Here is a 12,210-nt window from a genome sequence, read left to right on the forward strand (position 1 = left end):
CGCACGAGCAGGCGCGCACGCGCACGATCAGGCGCGCAGACGCTCCATGGCCACCTGCACCAGCGAGACGAGCGTCTGCTTGGTCGCGGCCCGCGAGCGCGCGTCCGTGTACATCAGCGGCACGTGGTCCGGCACGGACAGGGCTTCGCGGACGTCCTCGAGCCGGTGCCGGGCCACGCCGTCGAAGCAGTTGACCGCCACGACGAACGGGATGCCACGGCTCTCGAAGTAGTCGATCGCCGAGAAGGACTGGTCCAGCCGCTCGGTGTCCACGAGCACGACGGCGCCGATCGCGCCGCGCACCAGGTCGTCCCACATGAAGAGGAACCGGTCCTGGCCGGGCGTGCCGAACAGGTAGAGCCACAGCGACCCGGGCAGCGCGATGCGGCCGAAGTCCATCGCCACGGTCGTGGTGTTCTTGCGGTCGCTGACGCCGCCGGCGTCGTCGATGCCCACCGAGTGCTCGGTCATCGCGGCCTCGGTGCGCAGCGGCTCGATGTCGCTGATGGACCCGATGAAGGTGGTCTTGCCGACGGCGAACCCACCGGCGACGACGATCTTGACGACGGTGGGGGCCACCCGCGCGGTGGCCGCAGGGCGCTCGCTCACCGCGGCGTCAGAGGGCAGAGATGCCATTGAGAACACTCTCCAGGACGCTCAGGGACAGGGCAGGGGACTGGCCGGTGTGCACGCTCTGCGGGGTGGACGTGTGCACCCGCACGACCTTCGCCTCGGCGAGATCGGTGACGAGCACCCGGACGACGCCGAGCGGCAGCCGCAGGAAGGCGGACAGCTCGGCGATGGAGACGAACGTGTGCGCCGCGTGCTGCAGGATCGCGCGCTTCTCCGGCGGCAGCCCACGGGCGCCGACGGCGGCCGGCAGCGCCTCCACCAGGGCCTCGAGCGGCAGGTCGGAGCTCGCCGCGCGCACCCGGCCGCCGGTGACGGCGTACGGGCGGACGGTCCTGGCCTCCTCGGTCGGCTCGGCGGCGGACGCGCGCAGGGCGCGCCGCCCCGTCGCCGGTCCGCCGTTGTCGCTCATCGGTGCGCTCACCCGACCGGCGTCCGCACGGCGCCGTCGACCGGCAGCAGGGCGCGCATCTCGCTGACGAGCTGCGGGGTGAGGATCGACTCGGTGCGCGCCACGAGCATCGCCATCTCGTAGCCGACCAGGCCCACGTCGCACGTCGCATCGGCCACGACGGACAGCACGGACCCGTCGGAGACGCTCATGAGGAACACGAACAGGTCGTCCATCTCGACGATCGCCTGGCGCACGTCGCCGGCCTGCAGCTGGCGGGCTGCGCCGCGGGTCAGGCTCGACATGCCCGAGACGATGGCCGCGAGCTGGTCGCCGCTGGTGCGGTCGAGCTCCGCCGACATCGCCATGAGCAGGCCGTCTGCCGAGACGCACAGGGTGTACTGCGCGCCGGGGACGGTGCGGACGAAGTTGTCGAGCAGCCACGCGTAGTTCGCGGCCTCGGGGCTGAGGGTGGTCACTGGTCCTCCTCGGACGGTCGGGCCGGGGGGCCGCTGCGGTGGGCGGGTGCGGTCACCACGAGGTGCTCCCCTGGTCGACGTCGGTGGTCAGGGGTGTGCCGTCCGGGCCAGCGGCGGGTGCCCCGGCGTCGGCCGCCTCGCGTCCCCGCGAGGTCCCGGACTGGAAGCTCGACAGCAACGAGCGCACCTGGTCGGCGTCGCGGCTGGTGCGGGCCCCCGCACGGGTGGTCGCGATCGGCGGCACCGTCGGGACGGCGGCCGGTGTGCGCCGGGTCAGGGGGGCCGCCGCGGCGTCGGCAGCCTGGGGCCGGTAGCTCGACAGCTGGCTGAGCTCGGCCAGCGCCTGCTGGGCGATGTCGGCGCGCTGGGCGAGCTGGTGGCTCGGGCTGTCCATCGCCCCGATGCCGCTCTGCGGGGTGAACGTCGTCGAGCGGGCCGACGGCGTGTGCTGGGACGGCACGCTCGCGGCGGCAGACGGCGGGACGGGGAACGACGTCGCCGCCGCGAAGGGCGCGGCCTCGGCGGCGTGGCTCGTGGGGACGGCCTCGGCGACCGGCGCCGGGACGGGCTCGACCACCGCGGGCGTGGCGTCCGTCGGCAGGGTCGGGGCCGGCCTGCGCCACGTGGGGAAGGCCTCGGCGACGGCAGCGAGCCCGTCGGGGTCGGGCAGCCACGCCGACAGGCCCGCCGGCTGGGCCGGGGCGATGGCGGGTGGGGCCGGCGGCGCAAGGACCGGCGCGACGGCGACGGGCGGAGCCGGCGGCAGGTCGACGGGCGGCACGGGCGGCACGACGACGGGCGGGGCCGGCGGGAGGTCGAGCGCCGCGGCGAACGACTCGATGACGGGTGCGGCCGCGGGCTCGGTCCAGGCGTGCGCGCCCGCCTCCGAGGTGCCCCACGCCGACTGCCGCACGGGTGCGACGGTCGAGGTCGCGTCCGCGACGGGCAGCGGGGCTGCGGCACCGGCCGGCGCTGCGGGCAGCGCACCGGGGGTGACGACGACCGGGGCCGCAGGGGCGGGCCTGCGCCGGCCGAACAGGCCCTTGCGCTGCTTGGCGGCCTTGGCCGTCGGGCCCTGCACGAGCGCTGCGAAGTCCGGTGCCGTGTCGGCCGGCGCCGGCCACGGGTTCTCGATCGACTCCGGCACCACCGGCAGCCAGGGCTCGTCGGCCTCCGCCGCCGGCTCGTCGACGACGACCGGGGCTGGCGCGACGACAGCGGCCGGCTGCGCGACGAACGGCGCGACGGGCGCGGCCCACGACGCGTCGTCGGGCTCGACGACCGCGGCGGACGGGGCATCGGACGGCGCCGCGGCCGGCAGCCACAGCTCGTCGTCGTCCTCCTCGGCGAGGAGCGGGACCACGAGGTGCCCGGCGGCGTCGACGGGCGCGTCGGTGACGGACCACGGCGCGTCGTCGACGAGCGTCGGGACCACCATGACCGGCAGGCCGGCCGGGGCGACGGGCGCGACCGGGTCATCGTCGTGGCGTGCCTCGTCGACGGCAGGAGCGTCGGCCGCTGCGGCGGCCCCCCGCCGCGAGCGGAAGCCGGTGAACATCGCGGACCGGCCCTCGGTGGCGGGCGGAGCCGTCGGAGCGGGCGCGGGGGGCGGGGCCACCTCGCCGCGGGTGCGGGCCGGCAGGGCGACCTCGGGCTCGAGCTCGTCCTCGACGAGCGCGGGGAGCGGGACCTCGGGCGTGCGCAGGGACGCCTCCGCGTGGTCGCGCGCCGCGGCGGCCTCCTCGGCGAGCTGCGCGAGCTGGGCCACCCGGCGGCGGGTCAGCGGGGCGTTCTCCTCGACGACCGGCGGTGTCCACGGGTCGATCTCCGCCGCGGCAGCACCGGCGAGGGACTCGGCGGTCGGGGCCAGCGGCATCGATGCTGCCGTGCGGGCGCTCGGTGGCGTGGGCGTGGCCTCCGCGGTGCGGCTGCGGCGCCGGGGGGCGCCCGCGTCGGCGTCGTCCAGGCCGGGGGCAGGGGTGGCCCGGCCGACGGGTCCGGTCTGGAGGCTGCGCGCGGACGGTCCGTGGCCGAGCACGGCGGCGGGGACCGTCGGCGGCGTGACGGGCAGGTCGGCGACGTCGGTGAAGAGCACCAGCGGCAGCCGGACGATGGCCTGGGTGCCGGTGCCGTAGGGGCCGATGGCGAGCTCGACCTGCGCGTTGAGGCGCACGGCGATCCGCCCGACGACGAACATCCCCAGGCGCTGGGCACCGAGCACCTCGCCGGCGGAGGAGGACCGGATCTTGGCGTGCGCGGACTCCAGCTCGTCCGGGGTCATCCCGAGGCCCTGGTCCAGCACGGTCACGAGCACGTGGGTCTCGTCGATGCCGGTCGACACGTGCACCGGCGTGCCGGGCTCGGAGAACATCGTGGCGTTCTCGAGCAGCTCAGCGAGCAGGTGGGCGGCGGGCAGCGCCGTGTGGCCCAGCATCATCGGGTCCACCGGCAGGTCGAGCATCACGCGCTCGTAGTGCTCGATCTCCGACGAGGCCGTGCGGATGACGTCCGAGAGCGGGAGCGTGTCGCGCAGGCGACGTCCGGTGTCGATCCCGGCGAGCACGAGGAGCGACTCCGCGTTGCGGCGCATCCGGGTGGCGAGGTGGTCGAGCCGGAAGAGGTCGGCCAGGACCCTGGGGTTCTCCTCCGAGCGCTCGAGCGCGTCGATGAAGGTGAGCTGGCGGTTGAGCAGCACCTGGTCGCGGCGCGCGACGTTGACGAACATCTCGGCGATCGACCCGCGCAGGGCCGCCTGCTCCTGGGCCACCTGGATGGTCGTGGCGTTGACGTCGTTGAAGGCGGCGGCGAGCCGGCCGATCTCGTCGTTGCTCGTCACCGGGATCTGCGCCAGCGCGAGGTCCGGCCCCTGGCCGGGGACGGCCACCTCCTCGACCAGTCGCGGCAGCTCGGCGCGCACGGCGCCGACGGCCTCGGTGAGCCGCCGCAGCGGCCGGATGATCTGCCGCGCGACGACGAGCGCCGTGACGACGGAGAGCAGCACGGCGGCCAGCGCCGCACCCAGGGTGATGAGGCTGGTGCGCAGCGCTGCGGCAGACGTCGCGGCGGCGTCCGTGACGGCCGCGTCGTGCAGGGCGGCGCGCACCGGCGCGAGGGCGAGGATCTCGGCCTCCGCCGCGGCGGACCAGTCGGCGGAGGTGAACCCGGCCGTGGCGCCGGGGTCCCCCGTGGCGACCATGGCGCGGAAGACGTCGAACGAGGTCACGCCGTTGTCGGAGGCGCCGAGGGGCGGCACCGTCAGGCCGGCACCGAGCTGAGCGACGCGCGTCGAGGCCTGCTCGAAGGCGACGGCCGTGCCGCCGGAGAGCCCGGAGAGCTGCTGCAGGGAGGCAGCCGAGCGGTCCCCGTCGAGCGTGGCGACGCCGAGCGCCTGCTCCTCGGCGTAGCTCTCGGCGAGGGCGGACGTGGCGAACGATGCGGTCAGCGTGGCGGCGAGGCCACGGTCGGCCAAACCGTCGGCGACGGTGGCGGGCAGCGCGACGGTCGCGTCGATGACACCCGAGAAGCCCGCCACGACGTCGACCGCCGCCGCGGCCCGCGTGTCGACGAGCGCACGGACGTCCGTCAGCCCGGCCAGGGTGGTGCGCAGCCCGGTGACGCCGGCGGAGACGGCCGGGTCGAGCGTGGTGAGGTCGGTGGCGCCGAGCGCGGCGTCGAGGTCGGCGAGCGCGGCGGTGGTCGCGGCCCTGGCGGCGTCGACGGCGGCCTGGGCCTCGGGCGCGGCGCTGCCGGTGGCGTACGGGAGGGAGGCGGCACGCTCGGACTGCAGCGCGGTGAGGACGGCACCCGACTCGGCGACGGCGTCGAGCAGCGCGGTCACGGTCTGCGCCGTGCGTACCTGCTGCACCGACTGCCACGACACGAGCCCGGCCAGCAGCACCAGGACGAGGACGGGTACGCCGAGGGCGGCGAGGACCTTCCCTCGGATGCCCAACCTGCGAAGCATGGTGTCTCCTTCACTGCGCGGGCTGCGCCGTCACGCGTGGTTGCTGACGTCGACAGGGCGCCCCCGATTCCTGCCGTCGGGAACACATCGGCCGGTCCGGCCCCCGGCATTAGCCCATTCGTGGGCCGCGTTGCGGCCGCCCGTGGGGTTCGTCCACATTTCACCCGGCTGCCACACTCAGAAGATGCGCATCGTGGACGACCAGCCCGCCGGACCGGACGGTCCCGGCGCGCTCGGGCTGCGCTCCGTCGCCGACCCCGAGCCCGGGCCCGGCGAGGTGCTGCTGCGCGTCGCCGCCGCCGGCGTCAACCGGGCCGACCTGCTCCAGCGCGCCGGCCACCATCCCCCGCCGCCCGGCGCTCCGTCCGGGCTGGGCCTCGAGGTGTCCGGGACGGTCGTCGCCGCAGGGCCCGGCGCCGGCTGGTCCGTCGGCACCCCCGTGGTCGCGCTGCTCGACGGCGGCGGCTACGCCGAGCTCGCGCTCGCACCAGCCGGGCAGGTGCTGCCAGCCCCGCCGGGGGTGGACCTCGTCGACGCCGGGGGGCTGCCGGAGGCGGCGTGCACCGCGTGGTCGACGCTCGCCGCGGCCGGGCTGCGGCCAGGGGAGTGGCTGCTCGTGCACGGGGGCTCGGGCGGGGTCGGCAGCATCGCCGTGCAGATCGGGCGCGCGATGGGTGCGCACGTCGCCACCACGGCGGGCGGCCCCGAGCGCGCGGCCCGCTGCGCCGCCCTCGGTGCCGAGGTGACGATCGACCACCGCGCCGAGGACTTCGTCGCCCGCGTGCGCGATGCCACCGGCGGCCGGGGCGCCGACGTCGTGCTCGACGTGGTCGGCGGGGCCTACCTGGGCCGCAACCTCGACGTTCTCGCGACCGGCGGCCGTCTGGCCGTCATCGGCCTGCAGCGGGGCCGGCGCGGCGAGCTGGACCTGGGGGCGCTGCTCGCCAAGCGCGCCACCGTGCTCGGCACGACGCTGCGCTCGCGCCCGGCCCGGGAGAAGGCGGCGATCGTCGCGGCCGTCGGCGAGCACGTGTGGCCGATGGTCGCGGACGGGCGCGTGCGACCCGTCGTGCACGCCCGGCTGCCGCTCGCCCAGGCCGAGCGCGCGCACGCCCTGCTCGCGGCGGGCGAGGTGTTCGGCACGCTGGTGCTGGTGCCCTGAGGGCGGCGCCCGGCTGGCGCGCCGGCGGGGGCTGGGAGGGCCGGGCCTCAGGCGGCCGCAGCCTCCTCGACGGCGGGCCGCTGGCCCACGGAGGTCAGGACGATGGCCGCAGAGACGAGCAGCAGACCGATGACGTCGAGCCCGTGCGGCCACTGCCGCAGCACCAGCGCCCCGACCACGGCGGCCGTCGCGGGCAGCAGCGCCAGCAGCACGGCGAAGGTCGCGGCGCTGACCCGGCGCAGCACCACCTGGTCGAGCGCGTAGGGGACGACCGACGACAGCAGCGCCACGCCCACGACGGCGGCGACGAGGGACCACGAGCCGAGCACCGGGGCGCCGCGGCTCGCGAGGAACGGCGCGAGCACCAGGGCTCCGGCCGCCATCGCCACCGAGAGCCGCGTCACGCCGTCCCCCGCCACGGCCACGCGTCGGCCGAGCAGGATGTACGCGGCCCAGAAGGTGGCCGCAGCGAGGATCGCCACGAGGCCGAGACGCGCCTGCGGCCCGCCCGCCTGGAGCGTCACCCCGGCCAGCAGCACCACGCCGACCGCGGCCAGCGCGATGCCCGACCGCTCGCGCCAGCCCGAGCCGGTGATCGCCGCCACGGCCACGGGCCCGACGAACTCGATGGCCACGGCCGTGCCGAGGGGCAGGTGGTCGATCGCCAGGTAGAAGGTGACGTTCATCAGCCCGAGCGCCGTGCCGAAGGCCGCGACGAGCGCCAGCTCTCGCCGGCTCCAGGACAGCCGCCACGGTCGACGCCAGGCGAGCAGCACCGCCGCGGCCACGACGAGCCGCAGCCACGCGACGCCCGCCGCGGGGACGACGGCGAACAGCCCGACGGCCAGCGCGGCACCCAGGTACTGGGTCAGGCCGGAGGCGATGAAGATCACCGGCGCCGGGACGCGGGCGAGGGCCGGTCCGGGTGGGGTCACCGCGCCAGGGTACGAGGTGTCGACCGGTCGTCACCGACGGGTCGGCAGGTCCCAGGTCCGGGCGGGGGCCGTCGACGTGCGGCGCAGCAGCGACGTCGGGTAGATGACGCGCTGGGGCGGCGTGACGCCCGCGATCATGTCGAGCACCATCGTGGCCGCGGCCTTGCCCTGCGCGTCGACGGGCTGCGCCATGGACGTCAGCCCCACGAGCTCGCCGAGCTCGTGGCCGTCGATCCCGATGACCGAGACGTCCTGCGGCACCCGCACCCCGGCCTCGCGCAGCGCGAGGATCGCGCCCATCGCCATCTCGTCGGACGCGGCGAACACCGCGGTGAGGTCCGGCACCCGGGCGAGCAGCGCCGTCATCGACGCCCGGCCGCCCTCCACCTCGAAGTCGCCGTGCTCCGCGAGGGTCGGGTCGGGCTCGATCCCCGCCTCGACCAGCGCCTCGCGCCAGCCCGCCGCGCGACCCACCGGGGGTGACCACTTGTGGATGTCGTCCGGGGTGCCGGTCAGGTGCGCGATCCGGCGGTGCCCCAGGCCGATGAGGTGGCGCATCGCCTCGAGGGCCGTCTCACGGTCGTCCAGACGGACCGTCGCCTGGTCGGAGCCGCCCCAGCCGATGCACACCAGCGGGTAGCCCAGGGCGATGAGGGCATCCATCTCGTCGTCCTCGAGCGGCAGGCCGACGACGATGATCCCGTCGACCCGGCGGCGCAGCACGTCCGGGTCGACCCGGGGGCGCGCACCCTGGCGGCGGATGTCGAACGTGTAGAGCAGCACGTCGTAGCCGTGGGAGCGCAGCGCGCGCTCGGTGGCGTCGATGACGTTGGAGAAGAACCAGCGGTTGACCCACGGGCTGATGAGGCCGATCGCCCGGGTGCGCCCGGAGGCGAGGCTCGCTGCCGACGGCGACGCGACGTAGCCCAGCGCGTCCGCGGCCGCCTTGACCCGCACGCGGGTGGCCGGGTTGACGTTGGGCATGCCCCGCAGGGCGCGCGAGACGGTGGCCGTGGAGACGCCCGCCGCCCTGGCGACGTCCTCGATCCCTGCCGTCATACCTGAGGATTGTGCCGCGCCGGCGTCCGCAGGTCCACGCACCGGCCGGCGGTCACCGGTCGAGCGTCCGGCCGACGGGGTCACGGGGCCGGTCCGGCGGTCGGGGCTCACAGGAGCGACCTCAGCACGGGGGCCGCGCCGTCGTCCTCGATGGTGCCGGTGACCTCGTCCGCGACGGCGTGCAGCACGGCCGGGGCGTGCCCCATCGCCACGCCGCGCGTGGCCCAGCGCAGCATGTCGACGTCGTTGCTGCCGTCACCGATCGCGACCGTCCGGGCGGGGTCCACCCCCAGGCGGGTGCGCAGGACCTCCAGCGCGCTGGCCTTGGTGACCCCGGCCGGGGCGACGTCCATCCAGGCGGTCCAGCCGACGGCGTAGGTGACGTCCGCGAGCCCTGCCCGCGCGATGAGGTCGCCGAACTCCTCGGTGGTGTGCTCGGGGCTGCGCACGATGAGCCGGGTGACGTGCGATGCGACGAGCGCGTCGAGGCCGACCACCTCGTGCTCGCCGTGCAGCTCGCCGTCGGGGAAGGGCTTGTTGAGCCGGAAGCCGACGCCCACCACCTCGACGGCGAAGCACGCGTCGGGCAGCTCGGCGAGCATGAGGCGCAGCGCGGGGCCCGGGTCGAACGTCACGGACTCGACGACCTCGTAGCCCTGGGGCAGCGCCGGGTCGAGCCGCACCGTGACGGACCCGTTGGAGCAGACCGCCCAGCCCCGGGTGATGCCCAGCCGGGCCGCGACGGGCACGGTCGCGAAGACGGACCGTCCGGTCGCGAGGACCACGTGGTGCCCCGCGGCGTGCACCGCGGCGACCGCACTGCGGACGGGCTCGGTGAGCTCCTCGGCGTAGCTGAGCAGCGTCCCGTCGACGTCGAGCGCGACCAGCAACGGTCCGGTCATGCGACGGGACGCAGCACGTCGAGCCCGCCGAGGTAGGGCCGCAGCCCCTCGGGCACGCGCACCGAGCCGTCCGCCTGCTGGTGGTTCTCGAGGATCGCGACGATCCAGCGCGTCGTGGCGAGCGTGCCGTTGAGCGTGGCGACGGTGCGCATCCCGTCGGCGGTGCGCTCGCGCACGCCCAGGCGGCGGGCCTGGTAGGTGGTGCAGTTCGACGTCGACGTGAGCTCGAGGTAGCGCTGCTGGCTGGGCAGCCAGGCCTCGCAGTCGAGCTTGCGGGCCGCGGACGAGCCGAGGTCCCCGGCCGCGGTGTCGATGACGCGGTAGGGCAGCTCGACGAGGGCCAGCATCTGCTCCTCGAGCGCCAGGAGGCGCTCGTGCTCGGCCGCGGCGTCCTCCACCGTGGTCCAGCTGAACATCTCGACCTTGTGGAACTGGTGCACCCGGATGATCCCGCGGGTGTCCTTGCCGTACGAGCCGGCCTCGCGGCGGTAGCAGGCCGACCAGCCGGCGTAGCGCTTCGGCCCGGCCGACAGGTCGAGGATCTCCTCGGCGTGGTACCCGGCCAGCGCGACCTCCGAGGTGCCGACGAGGTAGAGGTCGTCCGCCTCGAGCCGGTAGACCTCGTCGGCGTGCGCGCCGAGGAACCCCGTGCCGCGCATGATCTCGGGCTTGACCAGCGTGGGCGTGATGACGGGCGTGAAGCCGGCGGCGAGAGCCGTGTCGATCGCGGCGTTGAGCAGCGCGAGCTCGAGGCGCGCACCGACCCCGGTGAGGTAGTAGAACCGCGCCCCGGACACCTTGGCGCCGCGCTCGGTGTCGATCGCGCCCAGCGCCTCGCCGATCGCGAGGTGGTCGCGCACGCCGTCCGCTCCGAGCTCTGCGGCCAGGTCGCGCGGGGTGCCGACGTGCTTGAGCACGACGTAGTCGTTCTCACCGCCAGCGGGGACGCCCTCGAGGACGACGTTGCCGATGCGGCTCGCGACGGCGTCCAGCTGGGCAGCGGCGTCGTCCGCATCGGCCTGCAGGGCCTTGACCTGGTCCGCCAGGCCCTTGGCGTGCGCGAGCAGGGCGGCCTTGGCGTCGCCCGTCGCCGCGGCGACCTGCTTGCCCATCGACTTCTGCTCGGAGCGCAGCCGCTCGTAGTCGGTCAGCGCGGCCCGGCGCCGGGCGTCGAGGTCGAGCACGGCGTCGACGAGGGACGGGTCGTCACCGCGGGCCAGCTGGCTGGCGCGGACGACGTCGGGGGTGTCCCGCAGGACGCGCAGGTCGATCACCCCCCGAGGGTATCGGGCCCCCGGTGGGCCGCGGCGGCGTGGGCGCCGTACGGTGGTGCCGTGACCTGGGGCGAGTGGCTGAGCGTGCTCGCTGTGCTGACGGCGCTCGTCGCGCTCGGGCTGGCGCTGCACGGGCGCTCCCTCGTGCTCGCCCTGCCGCACCACGGCGCCCCGGCGCACCCCGCGGCCGCCGAGACTGCTGCCGGTCCCAGCGACCGGCCGCTCGTGGCGTTCGTGGCCAACCCCACCAAGCCGGGCGTCACCGAGCTGCGCGACGCCGCCGTGCGGGCGTGCTCGGCGCGCTACCTGCCGGAGCCGATGTGGTTGGAGACCACGGAGTCCGACCCGGGCGTCGGCCAGGCGCGGGGCGCGGTGGCCGACGGCGCCCGCGTCGTCGTCGCGGTCGGCGGCGACGGCACGGTGCGCGCGGTCGCCGAGGGGCTGGTCGGCACGGGCGCGTCGATGGGGCTGGTGCCGCAGGGCACGGGCAACCTCCTCGCGCGCAACCTCGACCTGCCGCTGGGTGACGTCGAGGCGCTGCTCCGCGTGGCGCTGACCGGCACGGACCGGCCGATCGACGTCGGCTGGCTCACCGTGGACCGGGTCGCGACCCCGGAGGCGGACGACACCGGCGCCGGCCCGGCCACGGCCGGTTCCGAGCACCTGTTCCTCGTCATCGCCGGCCTGGGCTTCGATGCGGCGATGGTCGCGGACGCGGACGAGCAGCTCAAGGCGCGCGTGGGCTGGATCGCCTACTTCGTGGCCGGGGTGCGTCACCTGCACTCGCGGCGGATGCGCCTGGACGTCGCCCTCGACGACGGCCCGTGGCAGACGCTGCGCCTGCGCAGCCTGCTGGTCGGCAACTGCGGGCGGCTGCCGGGCGGGATCACCCTGCTGCCCGACGCTGTGCTGGACGACGGCTGGCTCGACGTCGCGGCGATCGACACCCGGGGCGGGGTCTTCGGCTGGACGCAGCTGTTCGGCGAGGTCGCGATGCAGCGCTTCGGCGTCCGGGCCGACCTGCCGAACAAGATCGGCACCATCGACCACGCCCGCGCCCGCACCGCCCGGGTCCGTACCCGCGACCCCCAGCAGGTCCAGGTCGACGGCGACATCGTCGGTGCGGCACTCGAGGTCTCGACCCGCGTCGACCCGCTGGCACTCACGGTCCGCGTCCCCTGATCCGGGGCGCGGAGGGCACGCCCCCCCGGTACCCCGGCCCCCGGACCCGCACCACCCCGGACCTGCAGCACCCCGGACCTGCAGCACCCCGGACCTGGACCCGCAGCACCCCCGCCCTGGACCGGTCGCGTTCAGACCCGGACCCGGACCCGCGCTCGGGCTCGGACCCGCGCTCGGACCCGGGCTCGGGCTCGCGCTCGGGCTCGGGCTCGGGCTCGGGCTCGGGCTCGGG

At 75.9% G+C, this 12,210-nt stretch carries 10 protein-coding genes; 2 read left to right on the forward strand and 8 right to left on the reverse strand.

All coding sequences use genetic code 11. The features are described from left to right. Positions 1–27 precede the first annotated feature (27 nt). From PKY62_RS01660 to PKY62_RS01675, 4 genes are read right to left on the reverse strand one after another with little or no spacing between them, the layout of a single operon-like run. Complete coding sequence (locus tag PKY62_RS01660) at positions 28–636, reverse strand: GTP-binding protein (protein WP_324534202.1); 609 nt, start codon at positions 634–636, stop codon at positions 28–30. Further along, the gene (locus PKY62_RS01665; protein WP_324534204.1) at positions 617–1,054 is read right to left on the reverse strand and encodes a DUF742 domain-containing protein; all 438 of its coding nucleotides are present in this window, start codon (positions 1,052–1,054) and stop codon (positions 617–619) included. The genes PKY62_RS01660 and PKY62_RS01665 overlap by 20 nt, the downstream gene beginning before the upstream one ends. After that, complete coding sequence (locus PKY62_RS01670; RefSeq protein WP_324534206.1) at positions 1,051–1,500, reverse strand: roadblock/LC7 domain-containing protein; 450 nt, start codon at positions 1,498–1,500, stop codon at positions 1,051–1,053. The genes PKY62_RS01665 and PKY62_RS01670 overlap by 4 nt, the downstream gene beginning before the upstream one ends. A gap of 52 nt (positions 1,501–1,552) precedes the next feature. Then, positions 1,553–5,464, reverse strand: a complete 3,912-nt coding sequence (locus tag PKY62_RS01675) for a sensor histidine kinase (protein WP_324534208.1) — start codon at positions 5,462–5,464, stop codon at positions 1,553–1,555. A gap of 184 nt (positions 5,465–5,648) precedes the next feature. Between PKY62_RS01675 and PKY62_RS01680 the strand changes: the two genes are divergently transcribed. Beyond that, positions 5,649–6,626: an NAD(P)H-quinone oxidoreductase gene (locus tag PKY62_RS01680; protein WP_324534210.1), complete on the forward strand. Its 978-nt coding sequence runs from the start codon at positions 5,649–5,651 to the stop codon at positions 6,624–6,626. 47 nt (positions 6,627–6,673) lie between these two features. Here the strand turns inward: PKY62_RS01680 and PKY62_RS01685 are convergent, their stop codons facing one another. The 4 genes from PKY62_RS01685 to serS all read right to left on the reverse strand — a co-directional run bounded on the left by PKY62_RS01685 (position 6,674) and on the right by serS (position 10,796). Beyond that, entirely contained in the window at positions 6,674–7,561 is an 888-nt protein-coding gene (locus PKY62_RS01685) for an EamA family transporter (RefSeq protein ID WP_324534212.1), read from the reverse strand. 30 nt (positions 7,562–7,591) lie between these two features. After that, on the reverse strand, positions 7,592–8,620 hold the full coding sequence (locus tag PKY62_RS01690) for a LacI family DNA-binding transcriptional regulator (RefSeq protein ID WP_324534214.1): 1,029 nt from the start codon (positions 8,618–8,620) through the stop codon (positions 7,592–7,594). A 107-nt stretch (positions 8,621–8,727) separates the two neighbouring features. After that, on the reverse strand, positions 8,728–9,522 hold the full coding sequence (locus tag PKY62_RS01695; protein ID WP_324534216.1) for an HAD family hydrolase: 795 nt from the start codon (positions 9,520–9,522) through the stop codon (positions 8,728–8,730). Next, on the reverse strand, positions 9,519–10,796 hold the full coding sequence (serS, locus tag PKY62_RS01700) for a serine--tRNA ligase (RefSeq protein ID WP_324534219.1): 1,278 nt from the start codon (positions 10,794–10,796) through the stop codon (positions 9,519–9,521). Before serS ends, PKY62_RS01695 begins: the two co-directional genes overlap by 4 nt. 60 nt (positions 10,797–10,856) lie before the next feature. Here serS and PKY62_RS01705 point away from each other — a divergent pair, with 60 nt between their 5' ends. Next, positions 10,857–11,978: a diacylglycerol/lipid kinase family protein gene (locus tag PKY62_RS01705; protein WP_324534221.1), complete on the forward strand. Its 1,122-nt coding sequence runs from the start codon at positions 10,857–10,859 to the stop codon at positions 11,976–11,978. The last annotated feature ends 232 nt before the right edge of the window (positions 11,979–12,210 follow it).

It is taken from the genome of Actinotalea sp. (assembly GCF_035443605.1).
Taxonomy (GTDB): domain Bacteria; phylum Actinomycetota; class Actinomycetes; order Actinomycetales; family Cellulomonadaceae; genus Actinotalea.

Excerpts from the sequence above, each read along its gene's own strand:
- PKY62_RS01675 (WP_324534208.1), bottom strand. The coding sequence starts at position 5,464 with ATGCTTCGCAGGTTGGGCATCCGAGGGAAGGTCCTCGCCGCCCTCGGC.
- PKY62_RS01660 (WP_324534202.1), bottom strand. The coding sequence starts at position 636 with ATGGCATCTCTGCCCTCTGACGCCGCGGTGAGCGAGCGCCCTGCGGCC.
- PKY62_RS01695 (WP_324534216.1), bottom strand. The coding sequence starts at position 9,522 with ATGACCGGACCGTTGCTGGTCGCGCTCGACGTCGACGGGACGCTGCTC.
- PKY62_RS01690 (WP_324534214.1), bottom strand. The coding sequence starts at position 8,620 with ATGACGGCAGGGATCGAGGACGTCGCCAGGGCGGCGGGCGTCTCCACG.
- PKY62_RS01680 (WP_324534210.1), top strand. The coding sequence starts at position 5,649 with ATGCGCATCGTGGACGACCAGCCCGCCGGACCGGACGGTCCCGGCGCG.